This window comes from Symploca atlantica LB2515, from assembly GCF_052546295.1.
Genome location: NZ_JBQWMT010000001.1, coordinates 443,470 through 467,947, shown reverse-complemented (window position 1 = coordinate 467,947; position 24,478 = coordinate 443,470). Strand labels below are relative to the sequence as shown.

Genomic DNA, 24,478 nt, shown 5'->3' with positions numbered 1-24,478 from the left:
TGTAATATGTACCAGTTCAGAAAATGTTCGCGATAAACAATGCTTAACTCCTTTTTTTGTCTCTTTTTGTCATTTAACAACTCACTGATCATTCTTATTCAGATTTTCTCAATTTGTGTCATTCTCCAATGCCGAACACAGGGAGCTAGAGTAATTAAATCTTCGATATTACGTTCCATTGTTTGGCAAATAGCATCTAACGGCAAATCATTGGGATCGTAACCGAAAGGATTTTCAATTTCAATGCCAATTGCTTCGACACCCAGCAAAGTAAAACTAATCAAAGCAACTACTAAACCAGTCCACCAATGCAATTGACCAACCAAGACAAACGGCAGTGATAAACAATAGATTAATAAGATTTGCTTCAGGTGAATTGCATAGGCTAAAGGTATCGGGGTTTTGACAATTCGTTCACAAGCACCTAAAACATCCACCATTGTATCAAGCAATTTTAGCATGGCGGTTAGTTGATAGGTATTGAGGCAGTTATGCTCATGCTGTTGCTGAAGATAATCTGCTATCCAAAAAGCAATTTCTAAAGGAGGATGATTCATCGTTTGCAGCTTTTTATACATTTCTAGTGGCATTAAAGCCTCTAGTTCTGCATTCAGTGGCTCTGATCTAAGATGTAACTTCGTAGCAACGGCAAAAGCCACTAAGAGGCGCATGGTTTCCACTTTATCTTTTCTATCGGCTGGGTGGTTTTCCGCGATCGCTCCCCAGATTTGCCGAGCTAAGTTGCGGACAGTATTGACTAAAACTCCCCAGACTCGACGACCTTCCCAAAACCGCTCATAAGCCGTATTTGTCCGAAAAACTAATAGTAAACCTAAGACGATGCTAGGAACGAGGTCACTCTGAATCGTCCAGGAAACAGAGAAGCCAAGATGGTAAAAAAATGAAATCAATAAACCAAATAAACCACAGCCAATTACCTTGGGTAAAATACTGGGAACGACTGATGATTGCCATTGTAAAGCAACTCGAAACCAATGGCGTTTCTTCCAGTCGTTGCCCACACTAAGTTTTTCTTTAACCACGTTGTTCATAACGCATATCGTACCCAAACAAACTGGGGTCAACTTCTCCTAAATTTAAATCGGCTAAACCATATTCTTTCCAGCGCCGTTCTACCATTGCTGCCACATCTGGATCAGATTCCAGAGGTGCCCCCCATTCATGTTCTGTTTCCGGCGGAATCTTAGTAGTTGCATCAATTCCCATACGCCCGCCTAAGCCAATTTTCTGACTGGCAAAATCTAAAGTATCAAAAGGCGTATTTGGTAGAATAAACACATCCCGCGAGGGGTCAACCTTAGAACTAATTGCCCAGACTACTTGACGCGGATCGCGAATATTAATGTTTTTATCTACCACAATGACAAACTTTGTATAAGTAAATTGAGGTAGAGCACTCCAGAAAGCTAGGGCTGCCCTCCGTGCTTGACCAGGATAAGCTTTGTCAATGGAAATAATAGCTGCTTTGTAACTAAGGGCTTCCATAGGCAAGAAGAAGTCCACAATTTCTGAGACTTGCTGCCGTAAAATTGGAGTGTAAATCCGATTAAGTGCGATCGCTAGCATCGCTTCTTCCTTTGGTGGACGTCCACTAAAAGTAGTTAGATAAATTGGATCTTTGCGGTGTGTCATACAGTGGAAGCGAATCAAAGGCGAATCCTCTACACCGCCGTAATAACCCATGTGGTCACCAAAAGGGCCGTCTGGCATCACTTCACCCGGCGTAATTGTCCCTTCCAGGACAATTTCTGAGTCTGCTGGTACTTCCAAATCCAGCGTCTTACATTTTGCCAACTTCACTCCAGAACCGCCATAGAGTCCGGCAAACAGCCATTCTGAGAGGTCTACAGGAATCGGTGTGGCAGCTGCCATGATCAGCAGAGGGTCAATACCTAGAGCAATGGCAATCTCTAATTTCTTGCCTTGTTCTGCTGCCTTGCGTAGGTGTCTGGCACCACCACGCACCGATAACCAATGCACTGTCATGGTGTTGTGGGATTGCAGTTGCAGTCGGTACACGCCTATATTGGGGGTGCCAGTCTCACAATCTTTAGTAATGACTAGTCCCATTGTGATAATTTTTCCAGCATCACCTGGATAGGGCCGTATCAAAGGTAACTTGCTTAAATCTACCGCCTCTCCCTCCACAACTACCTGCTGACAAGCTGGGAAAAAGTCACGACCTGGTTTAGCCTTGAGTACATCAAACAGAATCTTGCCAAACTCCACCGCTTGGGAAATCTTTTTCGGCGGTTTCGGCTGTTGCAGCATTCCCAGCTTTTTGCCGAGAGTCTCCAATTCCTGGGGATGTTCCATATTCATTGACCAGCAAACCCGTTCCTCCGTCCCCATGAGGTTGATTGCTACCGGAAAAGAGGCACCTTTGACGTTTTCAAATAACAGACCAGGGCCACCCTGTTGCAGCATCCGGTTGGCAATTTCAGCAATTTCTAGATCTGGGTCAACGAGGGCTGTAATCCTCTTTAACTGGCCTCGTTCTTCCAGTAGCTTGATAAATCCCCGCAAATCTCTTGCCATCGTTAATTAAGATATATGAAGTACCACCTTTTATTATGGGATCAATCCTCAAAAGTACGAGTACTTCTTGTAACCTGAGGGAAGCGCATTTGCCCAAAGATTAGGCGGCACTCCTGATTGGCTAGAGCGCATTTAAATTGCACAAAAGCTTAGAAGCTATAGACCAAGCAATGTCTTGCCTTGAGGAGACGTCTATAACTTCGGGGTTATTTCCGTGGGCAAGTTGCTCGTGGAGTTGGCATCATGGCAAGTATGAAATGTCCTCGATGTCAATCCTCCCGACTAGGTAAAAATGGTCGTGCTAATGCCAAGCAGCGATATCTTTGTAAAGCATGGGGTCGGCAATTCCTGAGACCATTATCGACTGAAACACCCTCTTATGCTGAGATTCAGGCAGAAAAGGTGAACAACAACGGGCATGCTCAGCCCACTCTAACCCAAAAACTGACCCTACTGCAAAATTATCCCCAAGCATTAACGCAACAGCTAAGTGCGGTAACGCTGCCAATTCAAAAAGCACGAAGAATAGCTATTTTGTTGCTAGATGCAGAAAATTTGAACATCGAGATTAAGACTGAAAAATTCTTAGCTAAGCTGTGTAATTGCCATCTCCAGGCCCAATCTTTATGCCATCTTAAATCTGATTTGTGTGCCGCCACCTCAGAAATTTTGTTGAATCTTGCAGTTGTTTTAAGGTGCAGAAAAAGGGCAAAAGCTATCAAGTAGCAATACGCTAATATAGCAGTTTTCAAATAGTTGACTTCTCTTCTATTTAGAAGTTGGGGAATTACCTAGAAATAGAAACTTGTCCTTTCACTATGTTGAAGGGTATACCTCGAACATGGCGAACGAATGGTTAATTTAAAATTACTATTTTAACCACAAGTTATCCAAGTGATCACCAAAAATTAACCCAATATGCAAGCAATTCCGATAGGCTGGCTTAGAAAAGACCTAGTATTGTTACCTCAACTTGAAGTGTAACGATCATCAAGGAGCAAAGCCAACTCTATATGATGCGAGTATATGATTTTTTGCTCAAAGGCGGCCCGGTGATGTGGCCTCTTTTAGGCTTGTCAGTTTTTACAATATCTTGTGCTTTGGAGAGAGCTTGGTTTTGGTTTCAGTTATTAAGACAAGAAGACCGTATTGTGCATGATGTATTGGAAGCTGCGCGTTATGATTTGACTGCAGCTACATCTGTCGCTCAACAAGCTCAAGCTTTACCAATTGGCCGTTTTTTGCTGGCTCCTCTGAGGTTAAGAAACCCAACTCCTGAAACCTTCCGTCTGGCAATGGAGGCAGCAGGAGATAAAGAATTTATTCAAATGCGCAAAGGTGATAAATTACTAGAAACTATTATTGCTGTGGCTCCTCTGTTAGGTCTATTAGGTACGGTAACTGGTTTAATTGGCACATTTAGTAACCTCAATATTGGCGGTGGTGGTTCGGCTGCTGATGCCTCAAAAGCCGCTTCTGGTATTGGTGAAGCACTCCTTACTACTGCTGCTGGTATGATTGTTGCTATTCTCGCCTTATTAATCTTTCGGATTCTTGTAACTTTGCAATCTCGGCAGATAGACTATTTTGCTGAAGTCGGTAATGAACTAGAACTAATTTATCGCCAAATTTGGTACGAACCTTCTTTTGCTGAGCCAACTCCCTATGATGTTTCCTCTACACGCAAAACTACTGGTTCTCTTCCTGTAGAAGGATAGTCAAGAAAAGGTAAATTTATGGGATTTAAAAATCAGCACAAGGGCTCATCAATGCCGGAAGTAAATTTAGTGCCCATGATGGACGTTTTGATGTCAGTTTTGACATTTTTCATCATTACTTCTATGACTTTAACCAGTCAAAAATTGGGAAATATTAGCCTGCCAGGTGCTGAGGCTGGAGTCAGTGAACAAAAAGCCCCAAAGCAATTAGTTGTTGGTCTGAATAAGCAAGATCAGCTCATATTAGAAAATAAAAAGGTTACTTCCGTTGAGTTGGCTCTAAAAATGCGTTCCTTTTTAACAGAAAATCCTGAAGGAGCTGTAGTTTTGAAAGCTGATCGCGAGTTACCCTACCAAGAAGTAATGGAAGTTTTGCAAGAAATGGGTAATATTGGAGGCGATCGCGTTTCTCTGTCAATTAATAAAAATTAAGAATTAGTTGACTTGTCATGAATAGTTGACTACTGACAACTAATAAGTTTTCAAAACACTGACCTCTATCTTCTCTACTTTTCAAATTTATCCATGCGATTTAAAAATCGACAACAAAGCTCACTAATGCCGGGAGTTGACTTGATTCCCATGCTGAATGTGATGATGGCAGTTCTAGCATTCTTTGTCATGATTTCTGCTACGATGACAACTGAGCAAGGAGTTAATGTTCAGTTACCTAGCGGTGAAGCAGAAAGTGTTAATCAACCAGATCAACCAGAACCTTTACTCATAGATTTAAACCCACAAGGACAAATTTTGCTGGGTAACCAACCGATTAATCAAGAGCAACTGGCGGAGCAAATGAAAGCTTATTTAGGAGAGAACACTAAAGGAGCTGTATTGCTCAAAGCAAACCCTAAAGCACCCTACGAGAAGGTTGTCCAGTTACTAGGAGAAATGCAGGATTTAGGAGGCAACCGTGTTTCTTTGGCAATAGAAGCTGATTGACTTGTCTCCTGGTTAGGGTAACCGGAGACAAGTTGCAAATATAAAATTGAGCTTCTGACAGCAGAATCTGGTTTATAGTCTCAATGCAGCCTCACCTTAAAGAGGAGAACCTTTTAAGAGGAAAATTGCCGTTCCAGGTATCCCAGTTTCAACAGGTACCAGAGATAGATAGCCTGTAAAAGAGTTTTTAGTTACTTGATAAACAGAGCCGCCTGCATGGTTACCCAGTTGAGTAACAACAAACCCACTACCTCCTAATACACTCTCAAATTGAGTGTGGAGTTCTTCAGGAGTTACCCCGGAAAGTTTTCCTAAATCTGTCTTATAAACACCCTCAAATTGGTTTCTCAGTTCATCGGTGAGTTGTACTGTTAAATCTAAATCAATAGCTCCTTCAAGAATTGCTCTAAATTCTCTTTCCTCGGCAGTTTCTACTCCGATACTCTTCAAGGAAGCTAAATCTACCACCTTAGGAGCCAGAAAAATCACTGTATTTCCCTCTCGCGCAATCAAGTGTAGAACTTGAGACTCACTATTCTTAGATATTTTATAAACTCTCAAATCGTCTCTATCGTTAAGCGACTGAGGAGACTCAAACCCCTCTTCCGGTAATTTTGTGCTGAAAAAACTAAATACTTTATCTAGTCCATCCGCCGTGTTATAAGCAGCCCCATCAACCTCTTCTGGGAATAAGCCCAACGAACCTTGTCCAGCTCCTGGATAAATAGGAAAATTGGCAAAGGGATCTTGTTCTACAGGAGCTTGCACTGGTGAAATTGATGGCTCTGGTGTTGGTGAAGCAGAGGCTTCTGGCGTTGGTGAAATTGATGGCTCCGGCGTTGGTGAAGCAGAGGCTTCCGGCGTTGGTGAAATTGATGGCTCTGGTGTTGGTGTTAAAGTTGGTCTTGGTTGGGCAACCACACTTGGCTTGGGTTGAGGTATTGGTGGTATAACCAAGTTTGTGCGAAAGTTTGGCTGAATCGTTCTGGGAGTTGATTTTGTCTGAGGGGTAGGAGTGAGTTTGGGAGTAGTTTTAGGGGTTAATTTAGGACTTGCTTGAGGAGAAGGTGCTAGCTTGGTAATTTTGACTTGTTCCTCTTCTTCTTTGGGTGGCTGTGGTTTTTCTGACTCTGATGGTAGCGGTAGCAGTAAAAACATGCCATGCAAACCCAAGGAAATCAGTAGCATTGGCTGAATCAACATCCGCAGGGGAGCAGGCGTGTTTTTGAGTAAGTAAGGCTGGTTCATAAATACACTTGCGGAATTTGTCTTAACAAAACCTTCAAAAGAATGGATATTTGTCTCGTGTTTTTATATCTATTTTCAGGATAAATGCGTTGTCAATTTTTAACTTTACAATGCTGCTATTCGAGGCTGCACTTATTAATAAATCACCTTTTTTTTGACAAATTTTCTTTTTACTATACGTAATAAATAAAATAATTAATAGAGACTGCATCAATAATCAAAACTAATCTCTGAGTCAGTTAGTTTAAAAGTAGAAACAACACAAATTACTTGAATATCATATCCCAAGACTTGAACATCATATCTCAAGAGATGATTGACTAAAATTAAAGTTAGGCTAGCATACAATGAGCCAGTTTGCTTCTTAAAAATAACTTAAACAAAGCTTTTATTTTTGATTACCTTAACTTAAAAAACTAAGCATATTATCTGCAAGAGATCCAAAGATGCTGGGACGCTGGTATCTATACGCCTCTTTAGGAATAAGTAAGATGACTTTCTCTACGACCAATTGGCGTCGTGCTATGACAATTTCCGTAGCCACGTTCGCTCTTTCTGTCAGTTCTTTAGGAGCGATTGCCCAAGCACTCACCCTCAATGGTGCGGGAGCGTCATTTCCTAAGCCTCTTTACGACCGCTACTTCTCCGAGTTCAAAAAACAAAAAAATCATCAGGTTAATTACGAAGCCATTGGCAGTGGCGGCGGCATCAAGCAATTCATTGCCGACACGGTTGACTTTGCTGGTAGCGATGCGCCTCCAAAACCAGCAGAGATTGCCAAAATGAAACATGGCATGCTTTTAGTTCCTACTGCAGGCGGTGCCGTAGCCGTTGCTTATAATCTTCCTGGTGTTTCTGATCTCAAGTTGTCTCGAGAAACCCTGCCAGCAATCTTCATGGGCAAAATTACTCGTTGGAATGATGCTAAGATTGCGGCACAAAACCCTGGCGTCAATCTGCCCGACAGACCGATTAGAGTAGCTGTGCGCTCTGATGGCAGTGGAACTACCTTTATCTTTACCAGTCACTTAAGTGCCATTAACTCGGAATTTGCCGATAAAGTTGGCGCAAACAAGGCACCTACTTGGCCCGGAACCACAGTCGGTGGTGCCAAAAATGCTGGTGTCGCTGCTGTGGTACAGCAGAATGAGGGTGCTATTGGCTATGTAGAAGCCGACTACGCTACTCAGAACAAACTCTCTACCGCCATGATTGAAAATAAGGCTGGTAGTTTCGTAGCACCTACTTTGGCAGATGCGAATAAGGCCCTAGAAGGAGTGGAGTTTAACAACGACTTCACTACCAAAAATTCCCAAGATCCCAGTGATGGCTATCCTATTGTTGGTGTCACCTGGCTGCTAGTTAAGAAACAATACGGCGACGCTGAGAAAGCAGCAGTGATGAAAGAGCTAGTTGAGTGGATTCTCACTGACGGTCAAGACATTAATGGTGAGCTTCAGTACACCGAGATTCCTAACACGGTAGCTCAGCGCGCGATTAGTTCAATAAAAGAAGGCGTTTCCGTGGCTGGTAGATAGGAACATCTGAAGTTGTTGTCTAGCACTTCAGTATATTAGCCCAAGGTTACAAGTCCTTAAATTTAGTTTCTTCGCTGGTTTTGGGGACATCACCGTATTGGGGATATCCTCTCATTGTCTGAGTGACATCCCACACTCAATCAAAGATTAGAGTGTGGGGTTCCAAAAATCACTTCTTGGATTTCCTGGTTACTCCCTTGCGGGATTTCGACACTTACCTAGGCTGAAACGAGTATATTTCAACCCCCGGTAGCTCGTCTGCCCAGGCAGTTTCCTTTCCTGCTAGCCCAGCAGTACTACTAGGTTTTGTTTCGCTCTTTTTCGCTACTCAACTCACGGTGCAGCAATTGTCCCGCCGAAGGCGGGCCCGCTTCGCTAACAGCTAGCGGAAGTGAGCCTATGTATAGAGTCTGGCTAGTTTACCACTTAGGTGCTGGGGAAGTCGATGTTGTTACTGAGCTTGTCGAAGTATCCCGGCGCTAATTCTAGCAATATAGCGCGGGTTCCTTCACTTCGTTCAAGGACATGCTTATAGCTCCCCCAAACCCCTTCAAATAGATAAATATGACTAATTTTTCTAAACAAGCCGACAATTGGCAAGAGCAACCTACGGCAACTGATGCTGAATTGGATCTAACTAGTAATCAAGGAGAAGGCTTCTGGCTAGAGCAAGGATTTACAGGATTGGTTTGGATCTTTGCTATAGCAACAGCGGCAGTCCTTTTTTGGATGAGCTGGATAGTTTTTAAAGATGCTCGACCAGCCATTGAGGAATTCGGTCTGCAATTTCTCTGGAGCGACAATTGGAATGTCGGAAATCTCAAGTTTGGCGCTCTACCTTTTATCTATGGAACTTTAGTAAGTTCCGCCCTGGCTTTATTATTAGCAGTTCCTACAGGATTGGCAGTAGCAATTGTCACCAGTGAAGATTTTTTACCCCTATGGGTGCGATCGCCTTTGGGATTCCTCGTTGAACTCATCGCTGCTATTCCTAGCGTAATTATTGGCTTGTGGGGCATTTTTGTCCTAATCCCCTTTCTGTTACCTTTCCAACAGTGGCTATTTAGCAATTTTGGCTGGTTTCCCCTCTGGAGTACCGAACCCTTTGGCCCAGGAATGTTTTCTGCTGGTGTTGTGCTGGCGATTATGATCTTGCCGACTGTCGCCGCTATTAGTCGGGAAGTGCTACTGGTAACTCCTCAAGAGTTACGTAGTGCCTCTATGTCATTAGGCGCTACTCGCTGGGAAACGATTTTGAAAGTTGTCTTACCCGCTGGTAGTTCCGGTGTTTTGGGAGCAGTTATCCTCGCCTTAGGGCGTGCTTTAGGGGAAACAATGGCGGTAACGATGGTGATTGGTAATTCAATCAACATCAGCCCTTCACTCCTAGCTCCTGGTTATACTATTCCAGCAATTTTAGCTAACCAATTTCCTGAAGCCTTAGAAGATTTGCACATCGGGGCTCTGATGTACTTAGCGCTGATTCTTTTTGTCATCACCTTAGTAGTTAACATCATTGCCTTGCTAATAGTTCGGTGGTTTGGTCCAAAAGAAGTTAAAAATTAAAGATTTTTCCCCATATTGATATGACTAATGACCAACTTTTCGAGAGGGAAATTCACCAACCCCTACCTCTAGGTCGAACCTTGTTAAGCAGAGGCATGACAATCATTGCTTTCGCCCTTACAGCTGCAGCGTTGTTACCTCTGTTTGCTATCTTATTTGAAATTCTCTACAAAGGACTCCCTCAACTAAGCCTCGAAGCGTTGATTTCTCTGCCAGCACCCGTGGGGCAAGAAAATGAGCCTAACGGTTTCGCCAACGCAATCCTGGGAACCTTGATCATGATAGTAATTGCTTGCCTACTGAGCGTGCCTTTTGGTCTACTCACAGGTATCTTTTTATCAGAGTTTGCCAAGGATTCCGCGATCGCTTCTTACATCCGCTTTATTGTCTCCATCCTCAGCAGCGTTCCCTCGATTGTGGTTGGCGTCTTTGCCTACGGTGTCATCGTCTTAGCTTTTGGCTTTTCTGCTTTGGGTGGTGGTTTTGCCCTGGGTATCATTATGCTACCGATTATTGCTTTAAGCACTGAAGAAGCCTTAAAACTGGTGCCAACTTCCCAGCGCCTTGCCTCAGCTGCCTTGGGAGGCGGACGTCTACCTACTACTTTCCGGATTGTGGTATCTGCGGCTCTTCCTAGTATCACTACAGGTATTTTGTTGGCTCTTTCTCGTGCTGCTGGTGAAACTGCTCCATTGATATTTACCGCCTTATCGACTCAATTTTGGCCAGACGGATTGTTGAGTCCAACTCCTTCTCTATCGGTACTGATTTACAACTACGCCCAATCACCTTTTAAGGAACAAACTCAACTAGCTTGGACAGCCTCTTTGGTTCTGATCGGGCTAGTTTTGCTCAGCAGCATTTTGTCTCGTCTGGTAACTCGCAAACGCCTAGAGAATCGTTAAATCATGTCAGTTTTCCCTGTCACAGAAATAAACGGGGCTTTGACTCCGGCCATGAACGTTAATAACTTAAGCTTCTACTATGGCAATAGCAAGACAAAAGCGATAGAAGGAATATCACTGGAAATCTACGAAGGTCAAATCACAGCGATTATCGGTCCTTCTGGTTGTGGTAAATCAACCTTTCTCAAAACCCTCAACCGGATTGGTGAACTAGAGGGAAAAGTAAGGGTCGAAGGTACAGTGAAGTTTTTTGGTCAAGACATCTACCATCCCCAAGTCAATCCCAATCGAGTGCGCCGCAGAATTGGCATGGTTTTCCAAAAGCCCAATCCTTTCGCTATGAGCATTTATGATAACGTTGCTTATGGAATCCGGTTGGTGGGTCGCCGTAATCGAGAAGAATTAGATCAAGTGGTTGAATCAGCGCTTCGTGGTGCTGCTCTTTGGGATGAAGTCAAGGATAAGTTGAATCAATCGGCCCGGGGACTTTCTGGTGGTCAACAACAGCGGCTTTGTATTGCCAGAGCGTTGGCAGTGAAACCTAAGATCTTGCTGATGGATGAACCTTGTTCGGCTCTTGATCCAATTGCCACTATGAAGATAGAAGAACTACTCAAAACCCTTAAAAAGGAGCTAACAATCGTCATTGTTACTCATAATATGCAACAGGCTTCTAGGATCTCAGACTATACTGCCTTCTTTAGTACTGATGAGAGTCGTATCGGTCAGTTAGTGGAATTCGGAGCTACCCCAAGGCTGTTTACAGACGCAACCCATCCCAGCACCCGCGAATATGTGGAAGGTCGCTTTGGTTAAGGTATTAGCTATCTTTTCTGAAAGTAACCGTGTACACTAAAGCGCAAGCTGCGTTAATTGAGGCTAATATTCAGCGAGAAAGCCACCCATTTTTATGATTTTGGGCGATTCTGTCTCAGGAGTGGCCTGTAAATCCCAGAAAAAAGGCAGAATTTACAATCAGGTAAGCTTTTAGACTGGATTTCTACCACTAATGAAAATTGATCACGTTCACTTCTATGTTGAAGATGCCAGAGCGCTCCGTAACTGGTTCGTTCAGCTCCTAGGCTTTCAATTAGTTGCCAGCGGTAGCAGCAGTCACACTCGCACGGAAGTGGTCAACAGCGGCTCAATTTACTTTGTTTTATCTTCACCCAGAAACTCAACTAGTCCGATTGCTAAGTTTTTGAGTAGGCATCCCCCCGGTGTTGCAGACTTAGCTTTTCTCGTCCAGGATGTCGCAGTGTTGATCAAAAGAGCTCTGAAACACGGTGTTGACGTCCTGCAACCAGTTCGGGAATGCTCTTTGGGTGGGGGAAGTCTCAAGTGGGGCAAATTTGCTGCTTGGGGATCACTGACTCACACGATTCTGGAACGTAGTGCTATTGGTGAAATGTCCTGGATACCAACCCCGGTGGACTGGGTTGAAGATACCAATAGTAGCGAAGTACTCCCTCTGAAAAACCAGAAAATTGAGGGCAATTGCCATCCCTTACAGTTGTTTACTAACATTGATCATGTGGTGCTCAATGTGGCGGCTGGTGATTTAGGGCAAGCGGCACGCTGGTATCAAGAGGTTTTGGGATTCCTTCCACAACAGATGTTTGCGATCAAAACTGAGCAATCTGGCTTATGCTCTCAGGTAATGGTTCATCCTGGTGAAGGGGTACAATTGCCGATCAATGAACCAACTTCGGCTAATTCTCAGATTCAGGAATTTCTGAATGTGAATCAGGGGCCAGGCATACAGCATATTGCCTTGCGTACTAGCAATATTCTACAGGCAGTCGCCCAACTTCGGTCTCAAGGTCTACCGTTTATTGAGGTTCCCCCTAGCTATTACACTCAACTGGAGCAGCGATACCCCTTTGACTTAAAGGAATGGGCAGAAATTGCGGCTCAACAAATTTTGGTTGATTGGCAGCAAGAACACCCCAAAGCCTTATTGCTTCAGACTTTTAGCCAGCCAATTTTTAGAGAGCCTACTCTATTTTTTGAGGTAATTGAGCGTCGCCAACAAGCAAAAGGTTTTGGGGAAGGAAATTTTCGTGCTTTGTTTGAAGCCATTGAGCGGGAACAGCTCCAAAGAGGAAGCTTGAGTACAAAGTAACTAGGAGACAACAACCCGATTAAACTGCTTCTAGCCCATCTGCGGTCTCTACAGCTCTGAGATGGGCTAAATGTCGATCTTGTACAGCAAGTAACTTGGTTGCCTATTTCGGTGGATTAATTATTTTTAATAAAATTTTACATTGTGTTACCTTCAATGGGACGATTAAAAAGCATGATTATTTTGATGATGGTAAAAGCATTGGCAGAACTACCGCTAGCTTTCTCCACATCAATCTCAAATCAAAAGTTACTTTGGTTTGCTTAACGTAGAAAGCTACTAATCAACCAAAGAATGAAAAAAGTCACCAAGGTGGCAAACTTTTCACTGGTTAAATCATTAATACCGGCGATTGGCGTCCCCATTAAACTGCCTAACCAGCTGCCCAATCCAAAGCCGATAAGTAGACCGATTAGAGTGAGTAAAACAGCTCGCCAAAATTTTTGCTCTTTGCGATTGACAAAGTAAATACTACATCCGAAGCCTAACGCCAAGACCAACGGTAGAGTTGATTCACTACCAGGAGCCGAATAAAAAACACTCAGACTTGCCAATGCCAAGAATGAGACACCTGGCCAGATTATATCGCTGGCAGTTGGTGTATCCAGTAGTTCTTGTAACCAAGCCGGAGAACCATCCATCGGCACTTGAGGAAAACTCGGCTGAGATTGATAGGTTTTCTCCGGAAAACGAATGCGTTCCGGAACCTTAATTTTTCCCTCTTGGCGCATACGCAGGCGATCCATGATAATCGCATCATAGGCAGCTTCCACGCTCTCTACAAGCTTTTTATCATGGCGATGCTGTTGCATTAGACGCCCTTTAGCATCTTGGATTTCATCAAAAGAAGCATCTTCGGTGACCCCAAGTTTTTCATAGGGATTTTGATCCGTCATTCAAAACCTCCGAAACATCCCTTATTTTCACTCTTTATGACAGTGACTCTACACTGGTTATATCTTAGTTAAGAACTGTTGACGCTTTATACTGCTGTTTGCGGGTAACAGCTTAGTTATTGGTGAGTGTCGTACTAGTTCCTCTGAAAGATAGTTTAGCCTGATCTCCGAGTACAAGTATTCGGCGAGACAAGCGATGCCCAGAGCAAACAAGTTCCGCCAAAAATCGGGTGTAAAATCCGGAAGGCTACAGCTTAAGTATGTATATCTACAGTACGCTTACAAAAGTGAGATGCTGCCCACTTACCATTACCAAACAAACTTGCTTCAATTGCCAAAAGTATTCCTGATCTTGGAAAATTGCACAACTGCATTACCGAGGAATGATATCAACAGCTATTGGCATCCCCCAATTCTACGACGATAATTGACTAAAATGCACTAGGCACCTGTTGTGTCAAAAACCTTGCGTCTTGATTCGAGCTCCAGTTCTCCGTGGAAAGTTATGCCCATGGCCTCTGCCAAGATTCTTGTCGTGGATGATGACCCGGCAATCAGAAATCTAATTCAACGCTTTTTAAGTCAGAAGAACTATCAAGTGCAGTCTGCTCATAATGGTCAGACAGCTTTATCGATATTTGAACAGTTCAACCCAGATCTAGTAATTCTGGATGTGAATCTACCTGATGCCCTTGGTTATAACTTGTGTCAGGAAATGCAAAACCGCACTGACGTCTTTGTCCTATTTCTCACTAGTAGGTCAGACGCCGCTGACAAACGCCAAGGGTTTCAACAAGGTGGCGACGATTACATAACTAAGCCTTTCGATTTACAAGAACTAGAAAACAGAGTCGGCGCGATTATGAGGCGTCGGCGGGTTGTTACAGCCACTGAATCTAAACGCCTCGTATTCGAGGATTTAGTTATTGATCCAGGTCGTCGAGAGGTGACCATTAAAGAGGAAATCGTGCCTTTAACCGCCTTGGAATTTGATCTACTCCATTACCTGGCCTGTCATCCTGGTCGGGTGTTGCGTCGTTCTGAACTAATCCAGGAAGTTTGGGAATACGACTATGTAGGAGACCAACGGGTAGTTGACGTTCATATCGGTCAAATTCGCCGTAAAATTGAGGTGGATATTAGTCAGCCTTCCTTAATCCAAACAGTGCGGGGCGTCGGCTATAAATTTGAGGCTCCTTCTCAGCCAAAGAATGGCAAATCAGATATCAAGTAGAGCCGTTTGAAAAAGTCTCAGCAGGATATCTGTTGGAGTTTAACTGGCAATTGCTGCTAGTTAAGAAAGTGCTGAGCTTATTTTTTTGCAAAGATCGTATGCTGCCACCCTTAGCTTGGCTAATAATATCCCGATTAGGGTGAAAAATTAGTGGAGTTGGCTCTTAAAAGAGATAGCCTGCTCAAGCAAAATTTGCTGATACATTTTTATCGATGTCTTTTGGTGGAAATAAAGTCTGGAACTAAATTAGGTAACAGGTTAACAACTGGTACATAGCCTTCCGTTAAACCACACCTTAAAACTTAAAGCCCGCCAAAGCGGGCTTTAAGGGATTCTAAGCATCGGTTTTAGCTTTGTTGAGAGGAAGTAACAGCGTGATTGTTAGACTCAGCTGCATTAGTCTGATTGGTCGCAACTTCTTCAGCTTCCTGAAGTTTGGGCTGCTTCACTGCTTGCTCTAGCTGTTGAGCTTCACGATTAAACTCGCTTTCAAACTCCTTGGAAGCTTCTTGAAAACCTCGAATTGCCTTGCCTAAACTTTTACCAATTTCGGGCAGCTTTTTTGGTCCAAATACCAATAAGGCAACGACCAGAATCAACGCCATTTCCGGTAGACCTATACCAAAAACGTTCACTTAACAACCTCCTGCGATTTTTCGAGTGCTAGTCCCAGTCCCCAGTATAGAACTTACGAAAAAACCCGGACGAGCCGGGGAGTAGAATAGTGATTTTAGTTTGCCGTATCCAGACTACTGGCCTAAGCTTCTCCAATCGACATCTACGCCGTTAATCAGCAATGAGGAGTTGTAAATCTGCAAGATAATCACTAAAAAGAGGAAAAATAGCAGCATAAAGAATGCCATTAGTGGCGTAGTACCCCAACCAGGGGCGACCTTACCATACTCAGAGTTCAGTGGTCTGAGAAGATTTCCTAGCCGCGTCTGTTGTGCCATAGGTCACCTATGATTAATTTTGATCGGTGTTTTGTAATGTTCTGTAATATTATAGGATAATAGGATTCACAATTTATTTAAACATGGAAACCGCAACAGTTCTTAGCATTTCTCTAGGCGTTATTGTTATTGCGATTACTGGCTTCTCTATCTACACCTCGTTTGGACCGCCTTCTGCTCAACTCAACGATCCTTTTGAAGATCACGAAGACTAATAGGTGGTTAGTCGCTAAAAATTTATTACTGCCCAGTGTCTAGCTTCAGCCGTCACGGTGACCACAACCGAACAACCAAAATTTCCCCAATTCTCAATTTTCATGGGGATGTTGTGAGAGTTTAACTATTTATCACTAGTGAGACGCAGGGAAGTCTTCGAGATTCCCTAAAATCCTGAAGCTAGCTATTTGCCAAGGCGCAACCTGGAAAGTTTCTCCAACGTACTGCTCATCAGAGTCAAAAACTGGAGTTTGGGGCAAGTTTACCTGTCTCTCTAATAAATCTACAGCGTGGCTCACTCTCAAATTCAAATCACCCTCCAAAGAAAAATTAGCTGACTCTCCTTGGCATTCGTAACACCGCACAATCCATTGCTCTGGGAAGTCTTCTGATTGCTTAACAGCCTGCAAGACCAGATTAGGGGAAGATAAATCTAGTAACCGACTAATTGGATTTAATAACGTACTGCCAGTTCTTAGAGGATATTTAACCACAACTTGCAGTGGTAGATTTAGTTCATAACCCCGTTGCACCGTACCAGCAGCAGACCAGTTGCCGCCGTGAGGATAGAGAGCATAAGTAAATTGATGGATACCTAGGTCAGCTTGCGGATCCGGCCAAGTAGGACTTCGCAGTAACGTCAGGCGCAATTGAGAAGATTGCGCATCGTAGCCATATTTGCCATCATTGAGCAAGCTGACACCGTAAGTAGACTCACTCAGATCTGCCCAATGTAGAGCCGGGACTTCCCATTTTGCTCCCTCGGCTGCTGTTTGGGGGTTTGTAGGACGTTGGATAGCTGCGCCAGCAATCTCATAGGTAGCCTGGTTGGTTTCTAAATTTAGAGGGAAAGCCGCTTTAACTAAAACATGTTTTTCCTGCCAGTCTACGACTGTCTCAATTTTGAGAAGCTGTGAGTGAGTATCTAAGATATAATCCTGCTGGAACTGCGATTGCCCTAATTGCCGCACAACTCGCAGACGCTGACGTAGCCAACCTCTTTCTATCCATTGGATAGATTTTAACTGGGTTGAGGGTAAGCGGTGCTGCTCATAGTTAGGGTCAATGTTCCAGGCATCCCAGTACTGACCCTCATCTTGGAAAGCTTGTAGCTGATTGCCAGCACCCCTGATGACTTCTCGCTGATGAATTTTGTCAAAAACACTGGTCAAATTCCCAGTGTCTGGGTCAACAATTACTCGCAGATTTTCGTTTTCTAAAATAAAGTCTGCTGGCGATTGAGTACCTGGCTTTGTCCCATGATCACCACAGCACAACCAAAAGACACGATACCCCACAGAAGGCACATCTAACGCCTCAAACAGTAGCGTCGATTTTTCAGCAAGCTGAGAAGGTATTTCCTGACCTGAAAGATCGTAAACTTGCCAATGTTCAATTGTGTCAGGGTGGAGTTTGATAGTTGAGGTATTTAGGGCAACAGCAACAATTTCTGAACGCTGCCAATTAAGGGGATTGAAGACAACAAGGGGTTGGGCGTCTGGTTGTGGTGGTGATGGTAAGGTAATTTGAGAGGCGATCACTCCTAAAGACTCTGCTAAAATCTCTGAAGCAACTTGCTCCACTTCCTGCCAAGCCTGATTAGCCTCTACAAAGACTTCGGGAATGGATGTTCCTGGTAAAATGTCGTGGAATTGGTTAAATAACAGTTTCTTCCAAGCCTGTTCTAGCTGCCTTTTGGGATAGCTGATGCCAGTAATTATGGTTGCCAGAGAAGCAAAGAGTTCTGCTTGGTACAATAACCCCTCACACAAACGATTCCAGCGCTTTTGGTCGGCATGAGTGGTGTAGCAACCGCGATGGAATTCTAGATATAATTCATCATTCCAGATGGGAATTGAGTAATTTGGGGATGGAGAAGGGATTTCACCTTTCTGGTTATCTGTTTGATCTCCCTGCTGTTGCCTTAATTGGCTACTAATCTGCTGCAAGTAGCTCTCGGCCGTAGTAAACTCCAAGCGCGGGAAGAAGGGGGAGTGTTGCCAACGTGCAGCCACCTCCAACATATCCCGGCTAGGCCCACCGCCATGATCCCCCACACCAGGTAACCAGAAGGCGTCTTGAAGATTAGTCTGAATTTCCCAATCAATGGCATAATCTGCCATGGTTATAGGATTAGTATCCATAACCCCAGTGATGTTGGGAGGAGACATAATACTAAAAATTTGCGACCCATCAGGCGATTGCCACCAAAAGGCACCGTAGGGAAACTTCGTAGTGTCATTCCAATGTAGCTTTTGCGTGACCAAGTATTCAATGCCACCTTGCTTGAGAATTTGTGGCAGTTGCCAAGGAAAACCAAAGCTATCAGTTACCCATGCCACTTTGCTTAACTGACCAAATTTCTCTTGGACGTAACGTTGGGCGTAGAGAACCTGCCGAACAATAGATTCAGTATTGATTAAATTTAATTCTGGCTCTACCCACATGCCGCCCACAATTTCCCAGCGACCTGCTGCGATTTGTTGTTTAATAGCAGCAAATAGGTCAGGGCGATGCTGTTCTATCCAAGAATAAAGTGCTGGTGTAGTATGGCAGAATGTCAGACTGGGGAATTCTTGCTGTAGCTGCAATACTGAGGTGAAAGTGCGCACAGCCACATCCCAAGTTTCGCTTACCGTCCACAGCCAAGCCATATCGAGGTGAGCATGACCTAGCATCTGAATACGGCGTTGTTTGGGTGAAGAAACATGCTGTTTTTCTACCAGTGCTTGGAGATTCCGGCGTAGGGTAGAAAGTGAGCAGGCAAATTTTTCCTGATCTGAGACAACTTCCCAATCAATTTCAGCTACAGTTGTCGCCAGCGCGCCTAATTTTTCTGGCTCAAAAGCTGCTACATACTTGCACAAGACAGCTAGTTCATTAGCGACAAAGCCCGGATCGAGTTGATCCCTAGCTTCGTATAACAAAAATGAGCGCATCAATCCGCCAATATCGTGACCAGGACTAACTAACCGCAAGGCTACCGTAACTTCTTCCCCTGGCACTACAGCTGAACTTAGCACCACTCTGGCTGAAGAATCAAATAAATCCCCAGTATGCACTAGTTGACCATTGACAAAAATTTGGGCATCTTGAGCCCACCAAGTCAGTACTAACCGTAAAGTTGAACCCGCTAAAATATAGCCTTGTAAATCTTGGGGAATCACCCAACTTTGACCTAGCCAGATCACTTGATGCCCAGCTGACCAAATAATGTAACCTTTGCTATTAGGCTGGGCAATTGACCAATTTTGCCACCGTTGAGATTGAGTAGCCACAGCCACAGGTAAGTCTTCTAAACGAAATAGCCAGCAGTTTTGAACCTTGACTTGAGTCAAGGCGAGTAGTCTGTCAACGGCTTCGTTAATTTGACGTATTTCAGCATTTGAGGTCACGGGTTGGGTCATCTTTTCGATAAAATCATTGCACCTCTAATTTTTTTGTAGTTAAGGAGCTGGTCGTAGCATACTAAGGCTGACAGTTTGCCAGATCACAAGTTAATCTACCTAATTTACCATTGAGTAACTAACTACCATGCCCTCTGCCCCCCCTGGCCGCTACCGCAGCAGATTATTGAATTTTCTTAACCGGCAATCTCGGCGATTAGCTGATCAAGGTTGGCGCGCAGCAAGGCATCTAAAAGTCGCCGCCATTTGGGGGACGCAAATTCTACTGTATCCGCTATACCTGCTAGTACAAACAGCTCTATCAATTGGACCTCGAATCTCATGGGTACTCAAATCAGGATTACCTAAATTAAAGACATTAACCCAATCCCAACCTCCAGAAAATCCAGCGAATTCAGATGCTGCGATTGTGCAAGTATTAGAGCGGTTGAAAGTTACTAAAAAAATAGTCAGGGAAGGTTTATCAACAACTTCGGCTTCTCAGATAGCATCTTTAGACCAGTCTCTACAAGTTACTCAAGAGTTAGCAAATACCGAGTATGCAGTAATTATTAGCTGGGAAAAAAATCGGAAAAAAGCAATCCCAACTAGCCTGCCACCTGTAATCCCCCAAACTGCAACCTCTCAAAGTGCCACTCAAGCTAATCAAGATTTTGTGATTCAAGGCATCGCGAGTCTTTTGCCAGAACGCACTCTGGTGATAGTGGTTGTACATAATCGCATTTTGGATATTTTGACACCCCAGCAGCAACAAAAACTATCCTCTAGAATTAGTTGGGAAATAGCTGACCTAATGCGTCGTAGGCGTCTAGTTTTTCCGCCGGATCTGAACAAATCTCAGCGTCGGTTTGCTAACTTGGATGGTCCTCCAGTTTTTCCACCAGCAAGGCTTTTCTGGCGTTTAATGGCTTGGGTGCAGACTAGCCCTGTGGCGGTGACAGCAAATCTGTTTGGAGAATCCGCCCTTGTCCCTGTTTCTCAGGATACAAACCAAACTAGTGACATACAACTCCATTCAACTAGCACTTCCCTTAATGACGCTGTTGATCAGAGGACATCACATCAGTTAGTTCCAGAATCTCAAGTCGGCTTAGAGAGGCGTGATCTAGCTAAACCCGGCCTTAGCGGGAATATTCAGAGACTACTCTCACCCAGGTCAAGAGAATCATCTATCACATCGGCAGCATCAGTCAAATCTCCCGATGCCTCTCGGACTAATTTATTTAAGATTCAAGCCTTAATTTACGCTGCAATTGACTACTTTTTTGGCAGAGTTAGTTCGAGGCGTCTTGATGAGGCAGATCCGTCACCATCAACCGTCGCCGGAAACTTTCCAGAAGAGGGGCGTAATCCTAACTTAGGCACTCCTGTGTTTGACGGATCTGCTGGTTTTTCGGGCAATTTACCTCAAAATCTTCCCTCTTTTGCTTCTACTGCTGGGGAAATTTTACCTGCTACAAAACAAGTAGATAAAAATGTTCCCGATCCTTGGTTAACCTCAAAGGATTTATTTGGCAAATCAGAGACACGGGAATTGGCTCGAAATCCTATCTTCTCCCTTGCTGAAAACCAAGATCAAGCTCGACTACCCAGGGCTTTTCAGGGCAGTATACCTCCTGTAAAAGGAAATTCCGTTCAGCGTATTGTCAAGCGTTACTTTGGTCGCAAGCAGTCTCCAGGAAAGCTATCAGCACCTGCTAACAATAAGCAGTCAGCCTTTGATACGACTAAACCCCAACCTCAAGAACTCGTTACCAGTGTACCCAATCCTCTCTCCTCAACCCTGGTGGGTTCCCGTAGCCAAAGTGTCACACAACGGGAGGTAGTGAATAATGTAATTACTACTCCTTCTAGTACTGTGCCAGAAGCACCCTTCGAGTCAGGGGAAAACTGGATTGAAACTCCGGCAACCCCAACAGGCTACGTTAAGCACCCACTAGAGCAATTACTAGAGCGGTTAGACAGCACTCTACTCTGGATTGAGGAGCTAGTGATGAAAGTTTGGCGGTGGTTAAAACGGTTAGGATCTGGTAGCTAGGGTTGGTGTTTGAGTTTTATTGAGTTACTCCCTGGATTACAGGACGCACCTCAGAACCATCAAAGAGCCCCGGATTACCTGTCCAGTTAAAGTCGTTAATCCGCAGGTTGATCGAAGCAAGTTGCTGGACTGGATTGTACCGCAAGAGAATATTGTAGGTACGACGGCTGTATTCCACAAACAAGTCTGTGCTGATTTCGTCTCCAGTCTCTAAATTTAATGATGTCTGGAAACCTACTCTAAATGGGCCATAGATTTGTTGGGTGATGCCACCGGAAAGGACGCTGCTATCTGCAACTCGGTCAAAGAGAAAAGGTGACAGGTTACCCAGTGCTACTTTTGTATAACTGAGGTTAAAACCGGTGAAGTCAAAATACCGCCTTGAAAAATGACCGAGTTGTCCGACTATACCAATCGTGCCACTAAGAGATTCCTGGGTATCGCCATTACTATAAGCACTACCAACACCGCTAACAATCGTGCTTAGTGCCAGGTAGGGGGTTACTGGTGCTGGTGTATATCGCAATCCCTCCGTGGCTGTAGCTGGCAAAGCCTGACCCTGCCAGAGCAAAAAAGCTTTACTTAGAGTAGCAGTGCCTTGATAACGGGTCAGGTTTACTCGGTAGTTTTCCGGAAATGGTTCAAAAAGTTCTAATCCTAGCAAGTCTCTTTGGTCTGTTCTAGCGTTGATCAGCTGAACACCTGCCTGATAATTTAGGTTGATGCCAGTTCTACCTAGAGGAATCACCGGTGAAGTTATCACCGCACCTAGGCTACTCTGAACAGTCTGAAAGCCAAGGGAGCCGTTGAAGAGGCGATCGCGGTAACTATATTCCAAATTAAGGTTATGAGGGAGACTAGTGCCGATAACTTGCCGTAGTCTTACACTTGCTCGTGCCTCGTCTTCTAATTCACCTGGATCCAAACTAGTTAGAACCGCAGACCCCACTAGTGTTGTTCGTGGACTGAAAGTGCCATCAAGTCTAGCTTTAAGACCAAACGCTGAGGGGTTGATCACACCACCACCGTCACCATCACTATCCCCAAAAATTGCTTTCTGGACAAAGTATTGTGGTGTAACTTTTAATCTCCAGTTGGGATTGCTGATTAGATTAAAACCGCGCTCAATAAACAAACCACCACGATCATCGTCATCAAAACCTATGTTGAATAGACTGGGCTCTCGTTCACGGCGATCAATCACAATACGATTGCGAAATGTTGGTAAGGAAAAACCTTGATCAAAAACGATGCGGGGTTTTGAGGCAACCACTTCATCGACCAAAGGTGCAATCCGTCGAAATCGAGCCGTATTTGCCCGTAACTCTAACTCTGGTGGTGAAAAGGGGTCGTTGGTAATTCTGACATTAGTCGCGATCGCTTCTTTGCCTTCAAAATCAATCCGATCAGCTTGATAGCGCAAGCGGTTAATATTTCCACCGGATTCCAGACCAGTTAGACTAGGCTGGGTTGCTCCTGTTTCCGAGTCTACATCTACAGAAGCACCAAATCCGAAGGAATAACCGCCAGGATTAGTTATCCCTTGTAAGGGTTGGTTGCTGGTAATGCGATCGCTCACCAGTCGCCGTTCTGGTGTAGCAGCACTCTCCTCAGTGGCAGGATAAACCTCACCACTAGCATTCAAAACAACACCACTGTCCTGGACAAAGTAATACTCAAATCTTTCTCCCCGCAGTACTTGTCCTTCTCTCGTTAGAGCGACATTGCCTTCAGCAACGATGATCCGATTCGGTAAGTTAACTTGGAGGCGATCAGCATCAACTAAGGCACCCTGGAATCGCAAAACAACATTACCTTCGGCTGTAATTATTTGTCTTTGTTCGTCGTATTCTTGTCGATCTGCGGTCAGTTCAATGACGCTATTGTCACTTAAGGGATTAGTTGGTACAGTTGTCTCCGACTCTGGAACTGGAGATGGTTGGGGTGCAGCTTCACCCTCTTCTAGTGCTGGTTTAGCCTCTTGTTCTGGCGAAGGTTGAGTAGTTGGCTGGGGGGCATTAAATTCAAATTCTCTAACCTCTCCCCCACGCTCTTGAGTTAGAAGAATCTGCACCTTTGGTACTGTAGCTTGGTTGCGCAGGTGGAAATGAATATACGCATTATCAACAATTGGGGTTGAGCTTGTTGCCGACAACTCAGCCTGAGTATAGTCATCTTTCAGGGGGGAGGAGTGTTCTTCTCCCATTCTCTTGCTCTGCCTTAGGCTTGCCGTAGTAGTAGAGCTATGGAGATGGTAACTTACCTCACTTGCCGATTGTAGAGAATAACCTAGGGAAATTGGAGGCCCAAGGGCTGCGGCATTTTGAGCAGTTGTCAATAAGGAAGAATTAGGTACAAAACTTTCTGAAGGAATCGGTGTAGATGGTGGAGTTGTTGCCAGGGGTTGGTTTTTTAATGAACCTGAGATGTTCCTAGAGGAATCATCTAGAATGGCGAGTTCCTCAGAGCTTATATATCTAACTATTGCAGGGATTTCAGGCGGTTGAACTGGTTGGGGCATCTTTCAAGACTCAGAGTCGAAGGGAAAGCACCTAGATGTTAACCATCACATGGGGATGAGAAATTTAGGATTTGGGATTATTTATTTTAAGCTCCCTAAGATCCTGAGATTTAGGATTTGCTATTGAGGTTACTGGTTAGATGCACAATTTTTTGCTTTTCCACCAATCAACCCTAATCTCATATCTAAAAAATTGCCAATTCGGAATTGAGTGATACGTCGATTTAGTTTAACCAAGGCTCAAATCTCTAACCTAAAATCTCCAATTGGATCAGCAATAACCGCGCCGAACCTTGAAAAAGGGCGAGGTACACCTCGCCCCTTGACCAAAGTGAGGGATCAAAAAAATCCTATCTAGTCCAAATCCCGGCGATTGGGGTTACGAGCAGGGTCGTTTGACAAGAAGCCAAAGACAAATAAAGCAATGAAGAAACCGACAACGGCGTATACAACTATTTTGAGGGTCAGCATGTTTATATTTTCCAGAGTATCAACAGTTGAATTTCTTAGGGGTTACCATAAAGGTCACCCATCATATCATACCCAAAGGCGGCTTACTTTTCGGTCATGGTACTAAACTAGCTAACTCAATTCTCTGAGACAGTTCAGTGT

General features: G+C 44.2%; 21 protein-coding genes. 12 read left to right on the top strand and 9 right to left on the bottom strand.

Annotated features, from left to right (window positions below):
• Window positions 1-98: 98 nt before the first annotated feature.
• Window positions 99-1,052: a bestrophin family protein gene (locus ACT7WV_RS01975; RefSeq protein ID WP_445101287.1), complete on the bottom strand. Its 954-nt coding sequence runs from the start codon at window positions 1,050-1,052 to the stop codon at window positions 99-101.
• A complete protein-coding gene (locus tag ACT7WV_RS01970) occupies window positions 1,036-2,559 on the bottom strand; it encodes a UbiD family decarboxylase (RefSeq protein WP_445101286.1) in 1,524 nt (507 codons plus the stop codon). Before ACT7WV_RS01970 ends, ACT7WV_RS01975 begins: the two co-directional genes overlap by 17 nt.
• 243 nt (window positions 2,560-2,802) lie before the next feature.
• Here ACT7WV_RS01970 and ACT7WV_RS01965 point away from each other — a divergent pair, with 243 nt between their 5' ends.
• From ACT7WV_RS01965 to ACT7WV_RS01950, 4 genes are all read left to right on the top strand, one after another.
• Window positions 2,803-3,285 (top strand): IS1/IS1595 family N-terminal zinc-binding domain-containing protein, encoded by a 483-nt coding sequence (locus tag ACT7WV_RS01965; protein WP_445101285.1) that lies wholly within the window; start codon window positions 2,803-2,805, stop codon window positions 3,283-3,285.
• A gap of 287 nt (window positions 3,286-3,572) precedes the next feature.
• Window positions 3,573-4,277: a MotA/TolQ/ExbB proton channel family protein gene (locus ACT7WV_RS01960; protein ID WP_445101284.1), complete on the top strand. Its 705-nt coding sequence runs from the start codon at window positions 3,573-3,575 to the stop codon at window positions 4,275-4,277.
• 18 nt (window positions 4,278-4,295) lie between these two features.
• The gene (locus tag ACT7WV_RS01955) at window positions 4,296-4,709 is read left to right on the top strand and encodes an ExbD/TolR family protein (RefSeq protein WP_445101283.1); all 414 of its coding nucleotides are present in this window, start codon (window positions 4,296-4,298) and stop codon (window positions 4,707-4,709) included.
• Window positions 4,710-4,802: 93 nt separating this feature from the next.
• Entirely contained in the window at window positions 4,803-5,219 is a 417-nt protein-coding gene (locus ACT7WV_RS01950; RefSeq protein WP_445101282.1) for an ExbD/TolR family protein, read from the top strand.
• A gap of 96 nt (window positions 5,220-5,315) precedes the next feature.
• Here the strand turns inward: ACT7WV_RS01950 and ACT7WV_RS01945 are convergent, their stop codons facing one another.
• A complete protein-coding gene (locus ACT7WV_RS01945) occupies window positions 5,316-6,467 on the bottom strand; it encodes a hypothetical protein (RefSeq protein ID WP_445101281.1) in 1,152 nt (383 codons plus the stop codon).
• Window positions 6,468-6,958: 491 nt separating this feature from the next.
• Here ACT7WV_RS01945 and pstS point away from each other — a divergent pair, with 491 nt between their 5' ends.
• From pstS to hppD, 5 genes are all read left to right on the top strand, one after another.
• Window positions 6,959-8,005 (top strand): phosphate ABC transporter substrate-binding protein PstS, encoded by a 1,047-nt coding sequence (gene pstS / locus ACT7WV_RS01940; RefSeq protein WP_445101280.1) that lies wholly within the window; start codon window positions 6,959-6,961, stop codon window positions 8,003-8,005.
• A 564-nt stretch (window positions 8,006-8,569) separates the two neighbouring features.
• Window positions 8,570-9,571, top strand: coding sequence for a phosphate ABC transporter permease subunit PstC (pstC, locus tag ACT7WV_RS01935; RefSeq protein WP_445101279.1), 1,002 nt, complete (start codon window positions 8,570-8,572; stop codon window positions 9,569-9,571).
• Between the two features lie 20 nt (window positions 9,572-9,591).
• Entirely contained in the window at window positions 9,592-10,476 is an 885-nt protein-coding gene (gene pstA, locus ACT7WV_RS01930) for a phosphate ABC transporter permease PstA (protein ID WP_445101278.1), read from the top strand.
• 27 nt (window positions 10,477-10,503) lie between these two features.
• Entirely contained in the window at window positions 10,504-11,292 is a 789-nt protein-coding gene (gene pstB / locus ACT7WV_RS01925) for a phosphate ABC transporter ATP-binding protein PstB (RefSeq protein ID WP_463424208.1), read from the top strand.
• A 193-nt stretch (window positions 11,293-11,485) separates the two neighbouring features.
• Window positions 11,486-12,601, top strand: a complete 1,116-nt coding sequence (gene hppD / locus ACT7WV_RS01920; RefSeq protein ID WP_445101276.1) for a 4-hydroxyphenylpyruvate dioxygenase — start codon at window positions 11,486-11,488, stop codon at window positions 12,599-12,601.
• A 263-nt stretch (window positions 12,602-12,864) separates the two neighbouring features.
• Here hppD and ACT7WV_RS01915 read toward each other — a convergent pair whose 3' ends face one another.
• Entirely contained in the window at window positions 12,865-13,497 is a 633-nt protein-coding gene (locus tag ACT7WV_RS01915; protein WP_445101275.1) for a CPP1-like family protein, read from the bottom strand.
• A 511-nt stretch (window positions 13,498-14,008) separates the two neighbouring features.
• Here ACT7WV_RS01915 and ACT7WV_RS01910 point away from each other — a divergent pair.
• Window positions 14,009-14,731: a response regulator transcription factor gene (locus tag ACT7WV_RS01910; protein ID WP_445101274.1), complete on the top strand. Its 723-nt coding sequence runs from the start codon at window positions 14,009-14,011 to the stop codon at window positions 14,729-14,731.
• Window positions 14,732-15,078: 347 nt separating this feature from the next.
• Here the strand turns inward: ACT7WV_RS01910 and ACT7WV_RS01905 are convergent, their stop codons facing one another.
• Together ACT7WV_RS01905 and psbH are read right to left on the bottom strand one after the other, a co-directional pair.
• A complete protein-coding gene (locus tag ACT7WV_RS01905) occupies window positions 15,079-15,366 on the bottom strand; it encodes a TatA/E family twin arginine-targeting protein translocase (protein WP_445101273.1) in 288 nt (95 codons plus the stop codon).
• A 114-nt stretch (window positions 15,367-15,480) separates the two neighbouring features.
• Entirely contained in the window at window positions 15,481-15,684 is a 204-nt protein-coding gene (psbH, locus tag ACT7WV_RS01900) for a photosystem II reaction center phosphoprotein PsbH (RefSeq protein WP_445101272.1), read from the bottom strand.
• Between the two features lie 83 nt (window positions 15,685-15,767).
• Here psbH and psbN point away from each other — a divergent pair, with 83 nt between their 5' ends.
• The gene (psbN, locus tag ACT7WV_RS01895) at window positions 15,768-15,899 is read left to right on the top strand and encodes a photosystem II reaction center protein PsbN (protein ID WP_445101271.1); all 132 of its coding nucleotides are present in this window, start codon (window positions 15,768-15,770) and stop codon (window positions 15,897-15,899) included.
• A 135-nt stretch (window positions 15,900-16,034) separates the two neighbouring features.
• Here psbN and ACT7WV_RS01890 read toward each other — a convergent pair whose 3' ends face one another.
• Window positions 16,035-19,307, bottom strand: coding sequence for an alpha-mannosidase (locus tag ACT7WV_RS01890; protein ID WP_445101270.1), 3,273 nt, complete (start codon window positions 19,305-19,307; stop codon window positions 16,035-16,037).
• A gap of 127 nt (window positions 19,308-19,434) precedes the next feature.
• Here ACT7WV_RS01890 and ACT7WV_RS01885 point away from each other — a divergent pair, with 127 nt between their 5' ends.
• Window positions 19,435-21,345: a hypothetical protein gene (locus tag ACT7WV_RS01885; RefSeq protein WP_445101269.1), complete on the top strand. Its 1,911-nt coding sequence runs from the start codon at window positions 19,435-19,437 to the stop codon at window positions 21,343-21,345.
• A gap of 16 nt (window positions 21,346-21,361) precedes the next feature.
• Here the strand turns inward: ACT7WV_RS01885 and ACT7WV_RS01880 are convergent, their stop codons facing one another.
• Together ACT7WV_RS01880 and ACT7WV_RS01875 are read right to left on the bottom strand one after the other, a co-directional pair.
• Entirely contained in the window at window positions 21,362-23,866 is a 2,505-nt protein-coding gene (locus tag ACT7WV_RS01880) for a DUF3769 domain-containing protein (RefSeq protein ID WP_445101268.1), read from the bottom strand.
• Window positions 23,867-24,220: 354 nt separating this feature from the next.
• Window positions 24,221-24,337 (bottom strand): photosystem II reaction center protein I, encoded by a 117-nt coding sequence (locus ACT7WV_RS01875; RefSeq protein WP_445101267.1) that lies wholly within the window; start codon window positions 24,335-24,337, stop codon window positions 24,221-24,223.
• Window positions 24,338-24,478 lie beyond the last annotated feature (141 nt).

Bases quoted from the DNA above. Each gene is read 5' to 3' on its own strand.
- ACT7WV_RS01975 (WP_445101287.1), bottom strand. From the start codon at position 1,052: ATGAACAACGTGGTTAAAGAAAAACTTAGTGTGGGCAACGACTGGAAG.
- ACT7WV_RS01970 (WP_445101286.1), bottom strand. From the start codon at position 2,559: ATGGCAAGAGATTTGCGGGGATTTATCAAGCTACTGGAAGAACGAGGC.
- ACT7WV_RS01965 (WP_445101285.1), top strand. From the start codon at position 2,803: ATGGCAAGTATGAAATGTCCTCGATGTCAATCCTCCCGACTAGGTAAA.
- ACT7WV_RS01960 (WP_445101284.1), top strand. From the start codon at position 3,573: ATGATGCGAGTATATGATTTTTTGCTCAAAGGCGGCCCGGTGATGTGG.
- ACT7WV_RS01955 (WP_445101283.1), top strand. From the start codon at position 4,296: ATGGGATTTAAAAATCAGCACAAGGGCTCATCAATGCCGGAAGTAAAT.
- ACT7WV_RS01950 (WP_445101282.1), top strand. From the start codon at position 4,803: ATGCGATTTAAAAATCGACAACAAAGCTCACTAATGCCGGGAGTTGAC.
- ACT7WV_RS01945 (WP_445101281.1), bottom strand. From the start codon at position 6,467: ATGAACCAGCCTTACTTACTCAAAAACACGCCTGCTCCCCTGCGGATG.
- pstS (WP_445101280.1), top strand. From the start codon at position 6,959: ATGACTTTCTCTACGACCAATTGGCGTCGTGCTATGACAATTTCCGTA.
- pstC (WP_445101279.1), top strand. From the start codon at position 8,570: ATGACTAATTTTTCTAAACAAGCCGACAATTGGCAAGAGCAACCTACG.
- pstA (WP_445101278.1), top strand. From the start codon at position 9,592: ATGACTAATGACCAACTTTTCGAGAGGGAAATTCACCAACCCCTACCT.
- hppD (WP_445101276.1), top strand. From the start codon at position 11,486: ATGAAAATTGATCACGTTCACTTCTATGTTGAAGATGCCAGAGCGCTC.
- ACT7WV_RS01915 (WP_445101275.1), bottom strand. From the start codon at position 13,497: ATGACGGATCAAAATCCCTATGAAAAACTTGGGGTCACCGAAGATGCT.
- ACT7WV_RS01910 (WP_445101274.1), top strand. From the start codon at position 14,009: ATGGCCTCTGCCAAGATTCTTGTCGTGGATGATGACCCGGCAATCAGA.
- psbH (WP_445101272.1), bottom strand. From the start codon at position 15,684: ATGGCACAACAGACGCGGCTAGGAAATCTTCTCAGACCACTGAACTCT.
- psbN (WP_445101271.1), top strand. From the start codon at position 15,768: ATGGAAACCGCAACAGTTCTTAGCATTTCTCTAGGCGTTATTGTTATT.
- ACT7WV_RS01890 (WP_445101270.1), bottom strand. From the start codon at position 19,307: ATGACCCAACCCGTGACCTCAAATGCTGAAATACGTCAAATTAACGAA.
- ACT7WV_RS01885 (WP_445101269.1), top strand. From the start codon at position 19,435: ATGCCCTCTGCCCCCCCTGGCCGCTACCGCAGCAGATTATTGAATTTT.
- ACT7WV_RS01880 (WP_445101268.1), bottom strand. From the start codon at position 23,866: ATGCCCCAACCAGTTCAACCGCCTGAAATCCCTGCAATAGTTAGATAT.
- ACT7WV_RS01875 (WP_445101267.1), bottom strand. From the start codon at position 24,337: ATGCTGACCCTCAAAATAGTTGTATACGCCGTTGTCGGTTTCTTCATT.